Raw genomic sequence first — 20,989 nt, 5'->3', positions numbered from 1 at the left:
TACTATAGTTTATTAACTATGTTTCATTTGCGCAGATAACGCTCTAATCTATATTTATGGCCAACCATCTAAATTACACCCAAACCATCGAAGAATTTTTAAAAACCGCTCTATTTGAAATATCAATTAGTCTAGTTTTCATTAATACGCGTCGCTAGAATTATATTGTGTGCTAATTTGCACACGTATCGGCTGCAATTTTTTGGTTTTATTATTTAATGACTCTCTTAGAACTTTTCATTTTTGACACAAATGCCTCTTTTCTTGAGGGTTCTTATAACTTTCCCCTCATTCTTCTATCTCTGCTTATCGCGGTCTTCGCGTCCTTCATGGCTTTTAATGTAGCCAATCAGGCATCCGTAACTAAACATAAAGCAAGAAAAAGTGTTCTGCTCATCACTGGAAGCTTTGCCTTAGGAGGCGGGGTGTGGTCCATGCATTTCTTAGGCATGCTAGCTTTGGAGCTTTGTACACCAGTAAGTTACGACATCTCAGTAACAATGCTGTCTGCTTTACCCGGAGTAGCGGCCTCTTGGGTTGCACTACATCTATTAACAAAGAGGAAAGTGTCTGTTTCTGAAATTGTGCAAGGCGGAGTTTTGATGGGGTCTGGCATTGGTTGTATGCATTACATTGGCATGGCTGCGATGGATATGGCGCCGTTGTTACGTTACGACCTGCCTATGTTTCTTTTGTCTGTTGTTGTTGCAGTCGTTTTGGCCGTGCTCTCACTATGGATAAAGTTTGGCATCAATGTTGGCGCCAAATCAAAACGAGCACTCTCACGGCACATTGTTTTGGCCAGTGTTGTTATGGGGCTTGCGATTGCGGGTATGCATTACACTGGTATGGCTGCGGCACGGTTTGTACTCCCACCTGGGTTTGAGCTTACTTCTCAGCCACCGAATATCACAACATATTTGGCTGTCGCCACCGCGGTAGTGACTACTGTGCTCATCGCATCGGCGTTAGGCGTGAGTCTATTGTTTAAATATCGAGATACAATGACGCGAGCTATTGAAAGTGAGCGAGTGCAGCGTGCTCTCACTAATACTGCTGTAGATGCCATTATTACCTTTGGTGATGACGGTATAATTCGCACCGCCAATCCTGCCGCTGGCGATGTCTATGGTTACACGGTTTCTGAACTCGTTGGCATGCATGCCAATGAGCTGCTTGTACCGGAACGTCGACATCTTTACGGTCCAGATTTTTTCAAAAAGACCTCCTTTGAAGAAGATCGGACAATTGGCAGAGGGCTTGAGGCCGAGGTGGTTAGGAAAGGTGGAGAGAGGATCCCGGTAAGAGCGGGGATTGGCCATACCCGAATTAATGGGAGAGGCATCTTTGTTTCGCTTGCTTCAGACATGAGAAAGCGAAAAGCAATAGAAAACAAATTAAGAGAGAGTGAGGCTAAATTCAGAAGTTTAATCGCCAACATACCCGGTATGGCCTATCGCAAGCTGGCGAATGCAAAACAGGAGATGACTTTTCTAAGCGACGCGGTAAAAGAGTTAACAGGTTATGAGGCGGATGATTTTACGCTACCTGACTCCAAGCGATGTTTCGCTTCGCTCTATCATCCAGACGATAGTGAATACATTAAAGAAAAGTCAGCACGCGAGGGGACTTTCATTCTTGAGTATCGAATAATTACGAAAGGTGGTGAGGTAAAATGGGTTATTGAGCAGGGAGTAATCGTTAACAATGAGCATGGCGAAGCAGAATATATTGATGGCTTTATTTCAGATATAACGCCAAGAAAAAATATGGAGAATGCGCTTAAAGCTGCTCGAGACAAAGCGCAGGAGGCCGCTGCCGCCAGAGCGGCTTTCCTTGCTAACATGAGCCATGAAATTCGTACGCCCATGAATGCCATAATTGGTTTTAGTGACCTGATGTTAATTGAGGCTACAAGCCAAGACCAGAAGGGGCATCTTACTACTATTAATCGCTCTGCTCGGTCTCTGTTGCATTTACTCAACGACATTCTTGATAGTGCCAAACTCGATAAAGGAAAGCTCGATATTGAACTCAGAGAGTTTTCTTTACGAGAGGAGCTGGACCTGGTTATTTCCACGTTTTGGTTAGAAGCGAAGCGAAAACACGTTGACTTGCGTTTATCGCTAAATGCCCAGCTAGTAGACACGTTTGTCGGTGCACCAGAGCGAATTAGGCAAGTGCTTAACAACCTCATTGGCAACGCAGTTAAATTTACCCACGAAGGTGAAGTCGTTGTTTCAGTGTATCTGCACAGTGACGATATTTACTTTGAAGTGGCCGATACCGGCATTGGTATGACAAAAGAGCAAGTGGAGAGAGTGTTCGACCCTTTTTCTCAAGCAGATGCCTCAATGAGCAGAAAATATGGAGGTACTGGACTTGGCACAACAATCTCAAAACAGCTTGTTGAGTTAATGGGAGGTTCGATATCCGTTTCTAGCGAAGAGAATAAAGGTTCATCTTTTACTTTTTCTTTGCCTCTTGAACCTGTTGAAGCTCCTGTAAAGACAAAATCTTCACGCTCATCTCATTCGAATATCAGACGGTCTCTAAAAGTCTTAGTTGCCGATGATGTCCAACAAAATACTGAGCTTCTTACTTTGTTCCTTACCCGCGCTGGTCATGAGGTTACGTCAGCCGAAGACGGAGAAGAAGCGTTGGAAATGATGAAGGAGCAGGATTTTGATATTGTGCTTATGGACCTACAAATGCCCAAGTTAGACGGACTTCGCGCAGCAAAACAGCGTCGTCAATTCGAAAAGGACAACAAATTAGTCCATGTGCCTATGATAGCACTCACCGCTAGCGTACTCGTTGAGGATAGATTGGCGGCAAAACAAGCTGGCATGGAAGGATTTGCGAACAAACCTGTCGACTTTGCTGCACTAATGCACGAGGTTGCGAGAGTTCTGGAGGAAGACACTAACGATGTACTTTCACTAGAATTTGATAAAGCAAAGTCGCCAGATGGAAAAGAATTATTGGGAAGTAAAGTTATCTCCAGTCAAACTACGGGCGTGCCTCATAATCAAGACATTGTTGATTTAGCACGAGCTACCTTAGTGTGGGGTGACGAAAAGACGGTGCTCTTAGAGCTATCCAAATTTCTAAATCTTGCTCGCGATAAGTTAACTGCGCTTGGCCGCGCCGTGTCAAACAATCACTCAAACGATGCAATTGCTGCTTTACATGCGTTAAAGGGAACCTCCGGAAATCTATGTCTAACTTCGTTCTATCGGCATGTTAAAACTATCGAGTCGCAAGCACTCAAGCATCAGCAAATAGAAAAGCACCAATTAGCGATGTTGAAGCACGATTTGGACGATATTGCTTCTTGCATAGCGACCTTAAGTAATGCTAATAAAAATGTGCACACTTATTCTGAAGGCTCAAACAGTAGCGCTTTGGCAGACAGTCTTACGGGAAAAAGCGCAGAGAGCATTTTGGCAGACAATGCAGTGTTGACTGAGCATGTTGTTAAATTAAAGCAAAGCCTGCTTCAAAACATGATAGATGAGAGTGAGTTAGTTTTTCTGCGTAACGAGGCCGCGTCTTCACACGAAGATGCTGTAGTTCAAATACTGTTCCATATTGATAACTTCGACTTCAAATCGGCGTTACAACACGTCGATGAACTGCTTACAAATTTAGAATCATAGTAGAGGCTGACTATGCTTGAGACAAAAATAGCTAATCCGGTTTTGTTACTTGTTGACGATGAGCCCGCAAATTTGCGAGTTCTCAAACAACTTCTTTCGCAGCAGTACCAGTTAGTGTTTGCTCGCGATGGGTATGAGGCGCTAGAGATAGCTTCAATGCGTAGACCAGACCTTATCTTACTAGATGTAATGATGCCAGGAATGACTGGCTTTGAAGTGTGTGAGTCTCTTAAAAGCAATGAAGTCACAACGCACATTCCCGTTATTTTTGTAACAGCGCTAACTGAAGATATGGATGAAGCAAAAGGCTTCGAGGTGGGGGCTGTTGATTTTATTACCAAACCTATATCACCGGCGGTGGTTAAAGCGCGAGTAAAAACACATCTAAGTCTAGTTCGCGCTGAAGCGCTTATGGAAAGTCGTCTGCACGTAGTTCAGCGGCTAGGGCGCGCCGCTGAGTATAAAGATAATGAGACCGGAATGCATGTGATGCGTATGAGCCATTTTTCAAGAGAGTTGGCATTGGCGTATGGTTTATCTGAGGAGCAAGCCACGACGCTCCTTCACGCAGCCCCGATGCATGACATCGGAAAAATAGGTATTGCTGACAGTATTATGCTGAAACCAGGAAAGCTGACGGATGAGGAGTTTAAGGATATGCAGCGCCATCCTGAGATTGGCGCAGAAATAATTGGTGATTGCGGGGATTCCTTATTATTCAAGGTTGCCAAATCCGTTTCGATGACACACCACGAAAAATGGGATGGAACGGGCTACCCGAAAGGTTTGAAAGGGGAGGAGATTCCTATAGAAGGTCGCATCTGTGCACTTGCCGATGTTTTTGACGCGCTGACAAGTAAGCGGCCTTATAAAGAAGCATGGAGTATCGAAAAGGCGGTAGAATTTATTCAGAGTCAGAAAGGTAAACACTTTGAACCCAAGCTAGTAGATCTACTTGTGGCAATGCTGCCAAAGATAGTGGAAATTAAAGAGGCGTTTAAAGAAATAGAGTAAATTTTGTATCGCTGTTGCTTAATGCAGTACCTGTACGTATAATGCAGTGATTAAGTAATGAGAGCGGGCTCCCTCAAGTTTTTAGGAAAGTAACGCACTTATTAATAGCAAGCTATCACCTGACGGTGTTTTTACCCACATAGATGTCGCTTTCTAATCGCGATGGTATAGGGTTCAGAATTACAACAAAAAGCCCCGCTAGTCCGGGGCTTTTTGTTGTATTAAAACCTAGTGAAGTAACGTTTTTCTAGGTGATGACAGGTGGGCTTATGGCCCTTTTTTCGTTTTTGGAGGTTTGGATTGGCAAGACTTGAAGATAAACTAACCGAAATGCTAAATCCTGGTGTTGAAGCACTTGGATTCGAGTTGGTTGGTGTCGAGTTTGTACGTGCGGGGAAACATTCTATTCTTCGCGTTTTTATTGATCACGAGAATGGTATTTCCGTTGATAATTGTGCAGATGTTAGTCATCAAGTAAGCGCAATATTAGACGTAGAAGATCCGATCAGTACCGAATACAACTTGGAAGTGTCATCACCGGGAATGGATAGACCGCTTTTCAATGAAAAGCATTACAAGGCTTCTGTAGGTGAAGTGGTTCAAGTTCGTTTGTCTATGCCGATGGACGACAGACGTAATTTCAAAGGCGAAGTACTTTCTTGCGAAGACGGCATGGTAAGTATTGAAGTGGATGGCCAACAGTTCCAGTTAGCTGTGGCGAATATCGAAAAAGGTAACGTTGTTCCCACGTTCGATTAACGGAACAGCTCTGCTTTCATCGACGAAGGCAAAAGAGAGGCGAAAATGAATAAAGAAATTTTGTTAGTGGCGGAAGCCGTTTCAAATGAAAAACAAGTGCCTAGAGAAAAGATTTTTGAAGCGTTGGAGTTTGCAATTGCAAGCGCGACGAAAAAGAAAAATGAAGGCGAAATAGAAGTTCGTGTAAGTATCGACAGAACGTCTGGCGACTTTGACACGTTCCGTCGCTGGTTAGTTACACCGGATGACCAAGAACAAGAAAACCCATACGCTGAAATTACAATTTCAGCGGCTCAGGTTGATGAGCCAGAGATAGAATTGGGTGACTATGTTGAAGAACAGATTGAATCCATCAAGTTCGACCGCATAACTACGCAGACGGCAAAACAAGTTATCGTACAAAAAGTTCGAGAGGCAGAACGCCAGCAAATGATTGCTGAGTACGAAGACAGAGTTGGCGAGTTAGTGACTGGTACGGTTAAGAAAGTTAACCGCGACAACATCATTATTGATTTAGGTAATAACGCAGAAGGTGTTATTTACCGCGACGATATGCTCCCAAGAGAGACATTCCGTCCAGGTGATAGAGTACGTGGTCTACTTTATGTTATTCGTCCAGAAGCCCGTGGTGCACAGCTATTTATTAGCCGTACACACCCAGACATGCTGGTTGAATTATTCCGCCTTGAAGTACCAGAAATCGCGGAAGAGACACTAGAAATAAAATCTGCAGCACGGGATCCAGGTTCACGAGCAAAAATTGCCGTTAAAACTAACGACAAACGCTTAGACCCGGTAGGTGCGTGTGTTGGTATGCGTGGTTCACGCGTACAGGCAGTATCTGGAGAGCTAGGCGGTGAGCGTGTTGATATCGTATTGTGGGATGAGAATCCAGCGCAATTTGTTATCAACGCCATGGCGCCTGCCGAGGTAGCATCGATTGTTGTTGATGAAGATAACAACACGATGGACGTAGCAGTTGAAGCAGATAACCTTGCGCAAGCAATTGGTAGAAGCGGTCAAAACGTACGTCTAGCCAGCCAACTAAGTGGCTGGGAACTTAACGTGATGACGGTTGACGATCTCAACAAGAAACACGAAGAAGAAAACGCGAAGGTACTTAACCTATTCACAGCTGGTCTTGATATTGATGAAGATTTTGCATCAGTACTAGTAGATGAAGGCTTTACCACGTTAGAAGAGGTAGCCTACGTTCCAGTAAGTGAGCTTTTAGCGGTTGAAGGATTAGATGAAGATACCGTTGAAGAACTGCGTACAAGAGCGCGTGCCTTCCTAACTACGCGAGCACTAGCGGATGAAGAGTCCCTTGAAGGTGCAGAACCGACAGAAGCCTTATTAAATCTTGAAGGTATGAGTAAACACGTGGCTTATGTGTTGGCCAGCCGCGGTATTACCGACCTAGAAGAATTAGCAGAACAAGGCACCGATGATATCAATGATATCGATGAACTTAACGACGAAACTGCAGGTGCATTAATAATGGCTGCTCGTAACATCGTTTGGTTCAGTGAAGAAGAGTAAGGTCAACAGGGGGATAATTACGTAATGGCAGATGTATCTATAGAAAAGCTCGCCAGCGACATTGGTACGACCGTTGACCGATTGGTTGGCCAATTTAAAGACGCGGGTATTGTAAAGAATGCCGGCGGTCAAGTTAACGAAGAAGAGAAACAAAAACTGTTGGATCATTTAAGTAAGCAACACGGTAGCTCAGCAGAGCCCACGCGCATGACATTAAAGCGCAAGACGACCAGTACATTAAGTGTTGGAAAGTCGAAAGAAGTAAAAGTTGAAGTACGCAAAAAACGTACTTACGTTAAACGTACTGACGTTGAAGAAGAAGCGAAGCGTCAGGAAGAAGAGCGTATTAAGCGCGAAGCTGAAGAAAAAGCGGCAGCAGAAGCTAAGCAAGCAGCCCAAGAAAAAGCACGTAAAGCAGCAGAAGCGAAGAAAGCGGCTGACGAAGAGCGTGCCCGCCGTGCAGAGCAAGCTAAGAAAGACGCTGAAGCTCGTAAGAAAAACGAGCCGGAGCTTTCTGAAGCTGAAAAAGCGAAGCAAGAAGCAGATCGCCAAGAAGAAGAACGTTTACGTAAGGCTCAAGAAGAAGAGTCTCAGAAGAAGCTTGAAGAAGATGCCAAAAAGGCAGCTGAAGAAGCGCGTAAACTAGCTGAAGAAAATGAACGTCGCTGGAAAGAAGAAGAAGAGCGCCGTAAAAAAGCGGAAGCTGAAGAAGTTCACTTGCACTCAAATCGCTATGCTCAAGAAGCAGAAGACGAAGAAGACATGCAGGTTGAGCGTTCATCACGCCGTCGTCGCAAGTCGAAAAAACATGCTGGTGAACACCTTAAGCAAGGCTTTAACAAGCCCGCACAACCTGTAGAACGCGTAGTTAAACTTGGCGCTACTATTACGGTTGGTGAATTAGCAAGCAAGTTAGCGATTAAGTCTAATGAAGTTATCAAAGCCATGATGAAAATGGGTGAGATGGCAACCATTAACCAAGTGCTTGACCAAGACACAGCCGTTTTAGTGGTTGAAGAAATGGGGCATAAGTTTGAGTTAGTGAACGACAATGCGCTAGAAGATGAATTACTCGCTGAAGGCATGGACGGTGTTAAAACAACTCGTGCTCCAGTAGTAACTATCATGGGTCACGTTGACCATGGTAAGACATCACTACTCGATTTCATTCGTCGCGCTAAAGTAGCAGACGGAGAAGCCGGTGGTATTACTCAGCATATCGGTGCCTACAAAGTAGAAACTGATAACGGCGAGATTACTTTCTTAGATACGCCTGGACACGCGGCATTTACTGCAATGCGTGCACGTGGTGCAACGGCGACTGATATTGTTATCTTGGTTGTTGCTGCCGATGATGGTGTTATGCCACAAACTAAAGAAGCGGTTCAGCATGCTAAAGCGGCTGGCGTTCCTTTGATTGTTGCTGTAAACAAAATGGATAAAGAGTCTGCGGACCCTGATCGCGTTAAGAGCGAGCTACTTCAACTTGAAGTTATTCCAGAAGAATACGGCGGTGAGCACCAGTTCTGTAATGTATCAGCGAAAACTGGTATGGGTGTTGAAGAATTACTAGAAGCTATTGTACTTCAAGCTGAATTGCTTGATTTAAAAGCGGTACCTGAAGGTCCATGTCGCGGTATCGTCATTGAATCACGTCTTGATAAAGGCCGTGGTCCCGTAGCGTCTGTATTGGTTCAAGAAGGACAACTTCGCCCAGGTGACATCCTGTTGTGTGGTGAAGAGTACGGTCGTGTTCGTGCAATGCGCGATGAAAATGCACAAGAGATGAAGTTTGCTGGTCCATCAACGCCTGTTGAAGTACTTGGTTTATCTGGTGTACCGGTTGCCGGTGAAGATGCGGCAGTAGTGCAAGATGAGCGTAAAGCTCGTGAAGTAGCTGCGAAGCGTCATCAGAAGAAGCGTGAGCTTAAATTAGCACGTCAGCAAAAAGCGAAACTTGAAAACATGTTTGCGAACATGGCATCAGGCGACGTGAGCGAATTGAACATCGTACTTAAAGCCGATGTGCAGGGCTCTGTTGAAGCGATTGCTGAATCACTCACTAAACTTTCTACATCAGAAGTAAAAGTTAACATCGTTGGTAGCGGTGTTGGTGGAATTACTGAAACTGACGCTACACTTGCAGCGGCATCTGGTGCAATTGTTGTTGGCTTTAACGTTCGTGCCGACGCATCTGCGCGTAAAGTGCTTGAAGCGGAAGAAATTGATTTGCGCTATTACAGCGTAATCTACAGCCTTATCGACGAAGTGAAAGCGGCCATGAGCGGTATGCTTGCACCTGAGTTCAAACAAGAAATCATTGGTTTGGCTGAAGTACGTGACGTATTCAAATCGCCTAAACTTGGTGCGATTGCAGGGTGTATGGTTACCGAAGGTAACATTAAGCGTAGTAATCCAATCCGCGTACTTCGTGAAAACGTTGTTATATACGAAGGCGAGCTAGAGTCACTTCGTCGCTTTAAAGACGACGTACAAGAGGTTCGTAACGGTATGGAATGTGGTATCGGCGTTAAAAATTACAACGATGTGAAAGTAGGTGACCAAATTGAGGTCTTCGAAATCGTTGAGGTTAAGCGCGAAATTTAATTGCCTGGTTTAATTGGCATTTAAAAAGCGGGGGCCGAGTGCTCCCGCTTTTGTCTATACGCTTTTTATAAATAGGGTAAGGAGTTCATAATGGCTCGTGAATTTTCACGTACCGATAGGGTCGCTCAGCAAGTTCATAAAGAAGTAGCGAGTATCCTTCAAAACGAATACAAGCACAGAGTAGGCGACATGCCGCTAATCACTGTGTCTGAAGTTGAGGTATCACGAGATTTAGCACACGCGAAAATCTACGTCACCATCTACAACAGTACTGAAGAAGAAGGTAAAGAGCAGGTTAAGCAACTTAAAGAACTTAAAGGCTTTGTGCGCAGTATTCTAGCGAAGCGTCTACGCATGCGCTCAGTGCCTGATCTTCATTTCTTCGAAGACAGGTCGATCATTGAAGGTATGCGCATCTCAAACTTGGTTTCTCAAACCATTGCTACTGATGAGTCAAAGCGCGACCTTGATGACGAACAAGAGTCGGAGTAAATGGCAAGACGACGTAAAGGCCGTGATATTAACGGCATAGTACTACTTGATAAGCCGCTTGGCGGGTCATCCAACCAGCTGCTTCAAAAGGTTCGATGGTTGTATAAGGCAGTAAAGGCAGGACACACAGGTGCACTAGACCCTTTAGCTAGCGGCATGTTGCCATTGTGTTTAGGCGAGGCAACTAAGTTTTCTCAGTTCTTGCTCGATGCCGAAAAAACCTATGAAGTTACCGCTCAATTAGGTGTTCGTACTACCACTTCAGATGCTGATGGCGAAGTAGTTGAAGAGAAGCCCGTTGATGTTACTGATGCACAGGTTAACGAAGCATGCCTCGCTTTTTTAGGTAAAAGCAAGCAAATACCCTCTATGTTTTCCGCGCTCAAACATCAAGGCAAGCCTTTGTATTTCTACGCCCGTCAAGGTATTGAAATAGAGAGAGAGCCTCGCGATATTGAGGTTTTTGAGCTTGATGTTTTGCGCATCGAATTGCCTTACGTGGATATGCGAATAAAGTGCAGCAAAGGAACTTACATACGCTCAATTGTTGACGACTTAGGTCAAAATCTAGGTTGCGGCGCGTATGTAACACGTTTGCATCGCACTGAAGTTGCAGATTATCCAACGAATAAAATGGTGTCATTAGATACCCTTATCAGCACGCAAGAATCACTCGATGAGGGTAACTTTGCCGCATTAGATGCCTTTCTTATCCCCATGGATACAGCAGTAAGCCGCTTGCCTCGTGTTACTGTTAATGATGAAGAACGCAGTCGCTTCGACCATGGTCAAAGTGTTAGGGGTGTATGCGAAGCAGAACTTATCGCTGGTGTTTCCTACCGCGTTTATCATCAGCAGGCAGACGATTTGTTGTTTTTAGGCGTAGGCGAGGGGGTAAAAGACCCGCGAGATCAGGGACAGCCCAAAAACGAAATCTTCGTTAATCCAAAACGACGGGTGGTATATCCTTCTTAAAAATTAGTTGAGAAGAAATAATAAAAAGAAAGTGCCTTTGTGGCTTGCTAACTGGGCAAGCGTCATTATAATACGCGCTTCATTCCGTTCTGCTGAATTAGTGATCGGCGGAACATAATTTAGGAGAATGTTATGTCACTAACTAAAGAACAAACTGCGAAAATCATTGCTGAGTACGGCGTTAAAGAAGGCGACACTGGTTCACCAGAAGTTCAAGTAGCTTTGCTTACTCACAACATCAACAAGCTTCAAGGTCACTTCGCTGATCATAAGAAAGATCACCACTCACGTCGTGGTCTTCTTCGTATGGTTAGCCAGCGTCGTAAGCTACTAGATTACCTTAAAGGCAAGAACGCTCAGCGTTACCTTGACCTTATCAAGCGTCTAGGCCTTCGTCGATAAGACTTGGGTTATACAAAAAAAGCGTCCATTGGACGCTTTTTTTGTGCCTTGAATTTATTGCTATCTTTTTACTGCTATCTTAGTTGGGGTTTACAGACGTTTTATAACTGTTTTATGAGCACGTTTACACGTGCTTTCACGATTACCGATGAGCACTCTTCTTTTAAACACCTACACCGTCTCACTTTTCTTGCGATGTCTTAGTTGAGTGTTTCACCGCATTATTCAAAGTAGCTAGTTCCCGAGTGGTGAGTTCTCGCCATTGTCCTGGACGAAGGTTACTTAACGCTAAATGCATAATTCTTGTGCGCTTTAACTTAGTAACTTCATACCCTAAAAATTCACACATTCTGCGAATCTGCCTGTTAAGGCCCTGAGTTAAAATAATAGTAAATTTATTTCTGCCTGTTTGCTTAACTGTACATGGCTTGGTCACCGTCCCTAAAATAGGTACGCCGCGGGCCATTTTAGTTAAAAACCTCTCACTTACTGGTTGATCTACCGTGACTTCATACTCTTTGTCGTGCGCGTTCTCTGCACGCAATATCTTATTTACGATGTCACCATCGCTAGTTAAGATAATAAGTCCCTCTGAAGGCTTGTCGAGGCGTCCTACGGGAAAAATTCGCTCTTTGTGACCAATGGCATCAATAATATTGCCTTTCACATGACGCTCTGTGGTGCAGGTGATCCCAATGGGCTTATTATAAACAAGATAGACGCGATCCGATTTATCCTTGGCAACAGCGCCAATACGCTTTTTATCAACTTCTACAGTGTCGTTTGGGCCTACTTTAGTGCCTAATTCTGGAGTCTTGCCGTTAATGGTAACGCGATTTTGCTCAATAAGTTTATCGGCCTCACGGCGAGAACATAATCCTGTATCACTAATGTATTTATTCAAGCGTTTAAGCGTCTGCTCGCTCATTGAACTTGGTTTCCTCTGTTGTTTAGGGCTGTGTGTTGGTAAGTCACCACGACTCGTTTAATAGAAAATAGCGGCTGTTACACGAACAAAGGGGCAGTGAGCCCCTTTATTTATTCATACCGTATTTGCCAATCGCTTTGTTTTTTTAGCCGGCATTTGGCGATGCAGCAGGGCTTGCTCCTGCCGCAGGGGCGCCGTTTGTATTACTCGCGCTTGTACCTGATACCACCTTGGTAGCAATTTCCCTAATTTCATTTTCTAAGCTGTTCAGCCTGCCAGATAAGGTTGCGTTGCGCTTTTCAAGCACAGATAGGGTGTCAGCTAAGTTTTTAACGTCTTGCTGGGTACCTGCTTTGTCATCCGCAGTTTGCTCAAGACGAACGTTCACTGCTAAAAGCTCATCAGCTACTGAGGCCAGCTGGTTTTTCAAAGAACCCATGGTTGCCGATTGTGCATCTACATCTTCAGATACCGCATTTATGTCTTTATTCGCGGCACTTTGAACCTTACTCACGCGCTCACCTAAATCTGCAATTTCTTTTTGGTTTCTGCGCCACGCAGAAGCCCAAAGTTTATCCATTTGTTCCCATAATTCACTGGTTTTATCGTTTAGTTCATTGACTTTAACTTGCAGAGCAACCGTCGATTCGCCCATTTCCTCACCTGTAGCAGAGAGTTTATTCTCCAGTAACATGATGCGCTCTTCTGCTCGCTCAGCAATCGCTTTTTGCTGTTCAAGTAATGTGAATAAATAATAACAGCCACCGCACGCAGATAAGGCAATGAGGGCAATCAACGCTACCCAAATACCGTTGCCACCGGATGAAGATGAGGTGCTTGTTGCTGGAGAGGGCGTGGAAGTACTATCAGGTGACGTTTGGCGCTTGGTTTGATAATCGCGACGGTCTTCGTCATCTAACCTAATAGTTGGAAATTCATCATTTTTTGAGTTGTTAGGCATAATATCGTTACATTCTCATTCTGGTTGTTTCTTCATCGATTAAACCTTACTTTACAAAGCCTAAGGCACAGGTTTACCGCAAGAAACGCTAATTCTTTGCTCACTACAGCATGGTATCGCTTATTTTAATCAAATGCCACGGCTTATCCGTTTAACTCCTTTACATGACGGGGATAGTAAAAAGGCGAACACTTCACGCTGTTGTGTTCGCCTTTTAAGGATGTTTAATCGCCCATCCACTCAACTCGGTACAGGTCGCGACGTCTATCTAAATAGTTTCTCACCGAACCTTCGTTTTGCAGTTTCGTCAGCTTGTCTAAATCTAAATCAACAATCAGAGTCATTTCTGTATTTGGCGTTGTTTCAGACACAATAGCATCGTGAGGAAAAGCAAAATCACTAGGTGAAAATACCGCAGTTTGTCCGTATTGAATATCAACGTTGTCTACTTTAGGTAAGTTACCTACGCTGCCAGCAATTGCCACGTAACACTCATTTTCAATGGCTCTTGCTTGCGCACAGCGTCTAACGCGTAAGTAGCCATTTTTTGTGTCTGTCCAAAACGGTACGAAGAGAATTTGCATTTCCTGATCAGCAAGAACGCGCGCCAGCTCAGGAAACTCAACGTCGTAACAAATAAGCACGCCTATTTTGCCGAAGTCGGTATCAAAGGTTTTCAGGCTATTTCCGCCTTTCATGATCCAGTCTTCTTTTTCATGAGGGGTAGGGTGTAGCTTATACTGACTTTCTATGGTGCCATCACGCTTACAGATATAGCTTACGTTATAAAGCAAATCGTCTTCTACCACAGGCATAGAGCCCGCGATAATGGTGATGTTATAAGACACGGCTAAATGAGACACTGACGTAAGGATTTCATCGGTATAGGTAGCAAGGTGCCATATTGCGTCAATGGACGACTCGGTCGGGCACAGCCCCATAAGAGGTGCATTGAAAAACTCAGGGAACAGAGCGACATCACAGGAGTAATCTGACAACGCATCGACAAAGTATTCAACCTGCTGCAATAACTCTTCTACATTGTTGAAGTAACGCATCTGCCATTGAATACAGCCTATTCTGGCACTCAGTTTTCTACTGGCAATTAGCGACGGAGTGCCTGGCTCGTAGTAAATATTGTGCCATTGTAAAAGCGTAGCGTACCCTTGTGACGCTTCATCTTCGGGAAGATAGGCAGTCATTACTTGCTTTACTTCAAATCCATTAGACAATTGAAAGGTAAGGATAGGATCGTAAATATCCTTCAGTTTTACCTGCTCAATGTATTCATATGGCGTCAGTTCTTGGGCATGGTTACGGTAGTTAGGAATACGACCACCGGCCATAATCGATTTCAAATTAAGATTTCGGCACAACTCTTTTCTTGCTTCATACAGCCTTCTGCCAAGTCTTAATCCTCTGTATTCAGGGCAAACAATGACCTCTACGCCGTAAAGTACATCACCATTTGGATCGTGAGTAGTAAGATAGGCATCGCCTGTGATTTCATCGTAGCTATGTTTGTCACCAAATTGATCATAATCAACAATGACGGATATAGCGAAAGCAACCACTTTGCCCTTATCTTCTATACAAATTTGACCATCAGAAAACGTGGTTACCTGTGCTTTGTAATTAGAGTAGGGCCACGCGCCGCCAACATTGGCGTAAACCTTATCCATAAGATCTTTGACATCGTTGTAGTCATCTAATCGTAAATTTCGTAAGTCGAGGTGATGCTCTGTCTCTTCTATCTGTGTTTGATCTTGACTCATTAACAACTCTCTTTTGCGTTACGTCTTGGTAGGGCCGTTCAAGGTATGCCTACATTCAATCATACATTCAATTAAAAATAAGCAAAAACCATGCTTTTTATTTAGCGATAAAAAATTTTGTGGATCACAACAAAAAAATAGCGGCTCGTAAGCTGTGATATATGTTGTGAATAAGGCTGATTAGCTCTATAACGCTGACAAATCATTTTTCGAATACATCATGCAAAGTCTTAACGTTACTCACCTTACCAATGTTAACCCCCTTCCTGTTTATAATGAGGCTCTTTTCGAGTCAATCGTCAACGACTTAGTGACGCAAGGGTTTAGTGTTCAGCACTCTGCACTGCCTAGTTTTATTACCGACGCATTGCTGTCTTGTCAGGGCGCTATGGCAGACAGTGAATATCAAAAAGCCGGCATTGGTCGAGCGTCAAGTTTTCAGCATGTGGATGCTATACGCACAGACGATATTAGCTGGATTACCGGCAGTACAGTTGAAGGAGAAATCTGGCTATCGTGGTGTGAAGCTCTTAAAACCTACATTAATAAAACCCTGTTTATGGGGTTGTTTTCATTTGAGAGTCACTTTGCTTGTTACGATGTAGGAGCTTATTACAAACGCCACGTAGACGCCTTTAAAGGACAAAGTAACAGGGCGCTCTCACTGGTAGCCTATCTCAATGAACAATGGCTAGAAAGCGATGGCGGCGAACTCGTTTTGTACACAAGTGAAGACGATGCTACAGGTTTTATAGTGCGACCAGAAAAGGGGACGTTTGTGATTTTTTTAAGTGAACAATTTCCCCATGAAGTCTTAACGTCAAAACGTCAGCGTCATTCAGTGGCGGGGTGGTTTAGAGTAAATGGTAGTATTAATGGTCAAATAGACCCACCAAGATAACCATGACTAGCGCAATATGGGAGGTAAGTGCTAATATCAATCCAGATGCAATATTATGCATACTTGCCCACAGCGTTGTTTTTTCATTACTGTAAGTCTTTTACCCAAGCAGGTGCGCTTACAATCAACGTTGTGTTACTTAAGGAAAAGACGTAAGAAGTGGTTGTTAAATGTTGGAAAAAATCCCTGATCCCGTACCAAGAGAAGACCTTCATGTATTGGTTATTGATAATCAAGGATTAGTGCATGATGTAGTGGCCTCAGCACTGCACGAAGTTGGGATAAATCATGTGAGTAGCGCATTTAACGCCTTTCATGCGAAACGCTTATGCGAAACCAGACAGTTTGATTTTGTTTTACTTGCCTTTAATGTCAGTCACGATAAAGATGGCTTTCACTTATTTGAAGAGTTGAAACATCTTAATTACATCAACGATACCACCACGGTTATTTTCTTAAGCGCTGAAACGTCCACAGAGCTGGTAAACTGCATTGTCGAGTTGCAGCCCCATGATTTCTGGGTAAAACCATTACAGCGAACGAAAATAGTTTCTCGTCTTCAGTATCTTCTCCATATTCGATACAAACTGCATAAAATGCTGCACTGCATGCAAAATGGCGATTATTCCACGGCCATGTATTACGCAGAGCGACAATTAAAAGACAGCTCGTTAATAGAATATCACCCGAGAATAAAGCGCTTAATTGGCGATTGCCTGCTGCAATTGCGAGACTTTGAAACCGCCGAAAATTACTTTCGAGAGCTGCTGCAAAGTATGGACCACGCCTGGGTACACATTGGGCTCACTCGCTCGCTGCTTCGCCAAGACGAGCTAGAAGAGGCTCAGCTAATTGTAGATGATTTGCTTCAGCGGCCTGACACTCGCTTTCTTACGTTCGATTTACTGGCCCAGTATTTTATTGAAAAAGAGCAGTTCGATATTGCCTACGAACAAATGAAAGAGGCGAGTCGACTTGCACCGAGAAACATTGAACGAAATAAACGCTTATGGGATTTAGCACGGTTAAATCACGACAAGATTGGCCAGCTATCTGCTGTACAAAATATGGCGAAATTTGCTAAAAACTCTATTCATGACTCACCTCAGCTTTCTTTAAATGTAATACGTTCTACCATCGATTTAGCCACTAGCCTTGGCGGTACTGATGCTGAAAAGTATATTCAACGTGCGCAACACGACCTTGATAATGTCGCACAGCAAAAAGGGGTACGCACTGAACTGGGCGAGCAAGTGAACGTTATTAAAGCCAGAGTGCTGTGTCTAAAAGATGACAAGAAAGGCGCTGAGCAAGTGATGAAGCAAAGCTCAGCGAATACGGATGGTCTGTCTATGGAAGACAGTCTGGATAAGATGAAAGCTTTTCACGAGCTAGGTATGCGCGAGCACTGCATTAGTATTTTGGAAAAACTTCGAAAGCAAATTGAGGGCGATACGTTCACATCGCAAGTGGTAGATGAATATCTCAAGCAAGAGTCTATAGAACGAAACGAAATTCAATTTACGCCTAAAGAGCTCAAGCACATGGCGACGGTGAACTACAAAGAAAATCGTCTTGGTCCTGCTTACAACAACCTTCGACAGGCGCTAACAATTTCTCCCACCGACAAGCAAGTGGCCCTAAGCTTACTTAAGATTATTACAAATATTCACGTGGGCGAAGATTTAACTGAAGATCAAATTGCGTCAGCTAAGGCGGCTGCAAAGGTATTGGTAGAGGGCAAGCTCTCTCCTACTCAAGCTGAAAAGCGAGATATGTACATTCAGCGCTTAGGGCTTGAAATTGATGATGTGCACGCGTCTGACTTTATTGGCGTTCTGTCACAAGAAGTCAGCGCTTTAGACTCCAGCTCTTCAAACAGCAGCGCTTTACAAAGTAGTGATAAGGACGGCGCTAAAGAACGCGAAGCATCTCAATAGAAAAATACCGTACAAATAAGCATTATGTTTTTATAGTAAAATAAAAAGAGGCAGCTAAACGCTGCCTCTTTGTGTTGTCGTGTTATTTTCGACGTTTAGCTAGCGCGTTTTTTAGAAACAGCAGACCAACGGCGAAAGCCAACCATTGCAGCAAGCAATGTTAGAATTCCTCCCATTGAGCCACCAGAACTATCTTCGTCTTCATCGGGTATTGGAAGCGGAGCTGGCTCGTCTGCGACTAAATTGAAGGTAGCAATAAACGGGTCGTGATCAGAGCTTCTAAAAGGACCAATATCAGTAAAAGCATAACCTTCTTCATCTGGGTAGAATCGAAGTGCCTGGTTATATTGAAGTTGATAGGCTTCCACAGAATTGATGTTCCAATGTGTGCCATCAACGGCGTCCGCTAGCATTGCATCGCTTGCTAATACGTGGTCTAGGCTACCCACTTGCTCGGTACCAAAGAACCAGTAAGAAAAACCATCTTCATCAAAGGTTTCTGCAAGGTTATGATAACCATAGCTTGCGTCCACCTCGACAGATTCACCCTCATCCATTCCAGTGTTAATTGCAGTTTTAATCGTGTATCCGCGGTTTTCTGGCGTGTAGTCGGTAAGCACTGCAACAGGGTCTTCTGCGCTGTAGGCATTTAGATCGCCCAGTATTATTTTGCGCTCAGGCAGTGTTTCATCATTTAGCGCATTACCTAGCGTGATGGCAGCAGATACACGAAGTGCGTTACAGCTGCCCTGAATGGTATCAATATCAGAAGGAGCTTCTGCAACATCTTCGGCACACTGCGAGCCCTTTGACTTAAAGTGGTTGACTGCAACGGCAAACGTTTCGCCGCTTTCAGTGTGCTCGAAGGTTTGCACTAGCGACGGACGCATTCTCGCTAGTCTATCTTCCGATACTTGTTGTTCAGGCATCGCCACTATTACCGCATCGCCTTGTGGTGTTACCACTGTGCCGCGATACAATAGCCCAACGGTAATTGCGTCAGTGCCAATTTGCGAGTTATCAGCAGTACTGATAAACGCGTATTGCTCTGCTTCGCCAAGCTGGGCATTAATAGCATTAAGTAAAGATTGAATGGCACTATCATCGCCAAAACCGTCGTTCTCGATTTCCATTAGGCCGACCACGTCAGCATTTAAATCAACAATGGCTTCTACTATACGACCTTCCTGAAGTGCAAAAGCCGCTTCGCTTTCAGCGCCACGATTATCGTCGTAGTCGAACGTCAGTTCACCGTTTTCATCTTCATCACCATTGAAATAGTTAAGAACGTTAAAGGTAGCTACTGACAGATTACCCTCACTTACTACTGGGGTATCTTCACGAGTAGAAGTAACCGCGATGACGTCGGTAGGATTGATGCGATAAGTTCCAAAACTAAAATTCAGCGGGCCCGATGCAGACACAGTGTCGCCAATACGAATGGTATTTGCGTAGCTAAAGTTGGGGAAGAAGCTGATGGCATCTGGGTATTGTGAACCGCTATTATCTTCAATAGTTAATAGGCTAGCTTCGCTCTCTGTCTGTGCAGCAGCAAAAGCATCAGAAAGGGGAGGAGCAATATCGCTTGGCTGACGTTTAACACTATCACTCACCACAATTTCACCGAAACGCCAAAGCGAGTTGGTGCTGGTTACCGTGGCATCGGTGACGCTAACTAACATTCCTTCAAGAGCCTCCAAATCTTCTTCGTAAGGCATTGAAATGCTAGTGGTCATGACATCATCGCTCGCACCGCAATCTGCGGCTACAACGTCGCTATCCATCTCTATGGTTGTCATGCCGAAGTTTTCAGTCACGCTTCCATATAAACGAATGATATTACCAACTGTAATGTCCGTCTCGCCTTCGACAATAATCGCCTCAGATGTCGTTGCATCGCCATCGCTATCAGCGTTTTCTTCTTGGATAAAGAAGCCGCCTTGTCGTGTGGCCGTAATGATGGCTTCAATAATATGACTATTTCCTGCTTCATCAGAGGCAGCGTCATAGCCTTGTATTGCGCTTATGAGTGTTGCATCATCGCCACAAGCGCCTAATGCAACTGGTGGCTCAACAGGCGGAACTTCTACATCACCACCGCCTTCAGTGGTAAAGGTACCTAAAGGAAATGGCGTAGATGCTTCTGCGTTAGTGTTAGCACCGTCAAGGGCATCAACACCGCTGTATGCCCAGTTTTCATCATTAAAAGTTCCTGCGTTTGCGGTTTGTCCATTGCTACGGTAGGCCCATCCATCTAGATATTCCCAAGCAGTGCCGTTACCATCAACGTTTATGTCGCCAAAGGTATCAATAACGTTGCCGCCTTTGAAAAGCTCGACTGCATCATCACCGTTAATCCCCATAGCTGAGCTATCAAAGTCTGGAGCCATACCGAAAAAGCTAGTAAAGCCGTCTATTTCTGAGGCGATATACAGGTACGTTCCTGCTGACGCACTTTGAACTGGAAACGTAAATTCTTCACCATCGCTACCGCCTCCGTTATTGGCACTTCCAATGCCATACTCGGATAGGTCAGCAACGTCATTTATCACATAAAGCTCAACTGCCTTTGGTACACCGCCCGATAAAGGGCCGTCAATCACACCGCTGATGACAATGTCGTTTGCCAACGCGACGTTAGTTGCTGCAGAAAGTGAGAGCGCCGATAGGATGCCTGCGCTAAGTAAAGATAGTGATGTTCTCACGTCATTTTCCCTTTTGTAGTAGTGTTTTTTTATTTTTTTATGCCCGTGAGGGCAGGCAACATTATTGTTGCTTACACTACCGTATAGGGATTTTTTAAGCGTAAATATGACTTAAGTATATTCAAGCTGTTTTTTGAGATTTCATTTATAAACAGTGGCTTAAGTTGTATAGGTAAGTTTATTTATCACATTGGCTATCGCTAAGGAGCTAAGTGATAGCGTTAAGTAACAGTACTGCGTTGTTTTTAGTAACCAAAAACTCGGTGAAGTAATGCACTAGCGTAAGATACGCTCATACCTTTAAAAGCTCATATCTTCACAAAAAA

General features: G+C 44.2%; 14 protein-coding genes. 10 read left to right on the top strand and 4 right to left on the bottom strand.

The features are described from left to right. The first annotated feature begins 329 nt into the window (after positions 1 to 329). From GTQ48_RS13385 to rpsO, 8 genes are all read left to right on the top strand, one after another. Positions 330 to 3,662: an MHYT domain-containing protein gene (locus GTQ48_RS13385; protein WP_239060126.1), complete on the top strand. Its 3,333-nt coding sequence runs from the start codon at positions 330 to 332 to the stop codon at positions 3,660 to 3,662. 12 nt (positions 3,663 to 3,674) lie between these two features. After that, complete coding sequence (locus tag GTQ48_RS13380; RefSeq protein WP_163107120.1) at positions 3,675 to 4,676, top strand: response regulator; 1,002 nt, start codon at positions 3,675 to 3,677, stop codon at positions 4,674 to 4,676. Positions 4,677 to 4,976: 300 nt separating this feature from the next. Next, positions 4,977 to 5,435, top strand: coding sequence for a ribosome maturation factor RimP (gene rimP, locus GTQ48_RS13375; protein ID WP_163107119.1), 459 nt, complete (start codon positions 4,977 to 4,979; stop codon positions 5,433 to 5,435). A gap of 45 nt (positions 5,436 to 5,480) precedes the next feature. Then, entirely contained in the window at positions 5,481 to 6,977 is a 1,497-nt protein-coding gene (gene nusA, locus GTQ48_RS13370) for a transcription termination factor NusA (protein WP_032096571.1), read from the top strand. A gap of 24 nt (positions 6,978 to 7,001) precedes the next feature. After that, positions 7,002 to 9,584: a translation initiation factor IF-2 gene (gene infB, locus GTQ48_RS13365; RefSeq protein ID WP_163107118.1), complete on the top strand. Its 2,583-nt coding sequence runs from the start codon at positions 7,002 to 7,004 to the stop codon at positions 9,582 to 9,584. Between the two features lie 90 nt (positions 9,585 to 9,674). After that, positions 9,675 to 10,076 (top strand): 30S ribosome-binding factor RbfA, encoded by a 402-nt coding sequence (gene rbfA, locus GTQ48_RS13360; RefSeq protein ID WP_163107117.1) that lies wholly within the window; start codon positions 9,675 to 9,677, stop codon positions 10,074 to 10,076. After that, positions 10,077 to 11,051, top strand: coding sequence for a tRNA pseudouridine(55) synthase TruB (truB, locus tag GTQ48_RS13355; protein WP_163107116.1), 975 nt, complete (start codon positions 10,077 to 10,079; stop codon positions 11,049 to 11,051). It begins immediately after the preceding gene. Between the two features lie 132 nt (positions 11,052 to 11,183). Further along, complete coding sequence (gene rpsO, locus GTQ48_RS13350; RefSeq protein ID WP_032096567.1) at positions 11,184 to 11,453, top strand: 30S ribosomal protein S15; 270 nt, start codon at positions 11,184 to 11,186, stop codon at positions 11,451 to 11,453. A 181-nt stretch (positions 11,454 to 11,634) separates the two neighbouring features. Here rpsO and rluF read toward each other — a convergent pair whose 3' ends face one another. From rluF to GTQ48_RS13335, 3 genes are all read right to left on the bottom strand, one after another. Then, positions 11,635 to 12,381 carry a 23S rRNA pseudouridine(2604) synthase RluF gene (gene rluF / locus GTQ48_RS13345; protein WP_163107115.1) on the bottom strand — a complete coding sequence of 249 codons (747 nt, stop codon included), beginning with the start codon at positions 12,379 to 12,381 and terminating at the stop codon, positions 11,635 to 11,637. A 145-nt stretch (positions 12,382 to 12,526) separates the two neighbouring features. After that, entirely contained in the window at positions 12,527 to 13,342 is an 816-nt protein-coding gene (locus tag GTQ48_RS13340; protein ID WP_163107114.1) for an AAA family ATPase, read from the bottom strand. Positions 13,343 to 13,566: 224 nt separating this feature from the next. Beyond that, on the bottom strand, positions 13,567 to 15,117 hold the full coding sequence (locus GTQ48_RS13335; protein ID WP_163107113.1) for a carbon-nitrogen hydrolase family protein: 1,551 nt from the start codon (positions 15,115 to 15,117) through the stop codon (positions 13,567 to 13,569). Between the two features lie 220 nt (positions 15,118 to 15,337). Between GTQ48_RS13335 and GTQ48_RS13330 the strand changes: the two genes are divergently transcribed. Together GTQ48_RS13330 and GTQ48_RS13325 are read left to right on the top strand one after the other, a co-directional pair. Beyond that, the gene (locus GTQ48_RS13330) at positions 15,338 to 16,018 is read left to right on the top strand and encodes a 2OG-Fe(II) oxygenase (protein WP_163107112.1); all 681 of its coding nucleotides are present in this window, start codon (positions 15,338 to 15,340) and stop codon (positions 16,016 to 16,018) included. 170 nt (positions 16,019 to 16,188) lie between these two features. After that, complete coding sequence (locus GTQ48_RS13325; protein ID WP_163107111.1) at positions 16,189 to 17,958, top strand: response regulator; 1,770 nt, start codon at positions 16,189 to 16,191, stop codon at positions 17,956 to 17,958. Positions 17,959 to 18,053: 95 nt separating this feature from the next. Here the strand turns inward: GTQ48_RS13325 and GTQ48_RS13320 are convergent, their stop codons facing one another. Then, on the bottom strand, positions 18,054 to 20,663 hold the full coding sequence (locus GTQ48_RS13320; RefSeq protein WP_163107110.1) for an ExeM/NucH family extracellular endonuclease: 2,610 nt from the start codon (positions 20,661 to 20,663) through the stop codon (positions 18,054 to 18,056). Positions 20,664 to 20,989: the final 326 nt, after the last annotated feature.

This window comes from Alteromonas genovensis (assembly GCF_010500895.1).
Classification (GTDB): Bacteria; Pseudomonadota; Gammaproteobacteria; order Enterobacterales; family Alteromonadaceae; genus Alteromonas; species Alteromonas genovensis.
The sequence above is the reverse complement of the archived record's forward strand: the minus strand, read 5'-3'. Positions and strand labels throughout refer to the sequence as shown.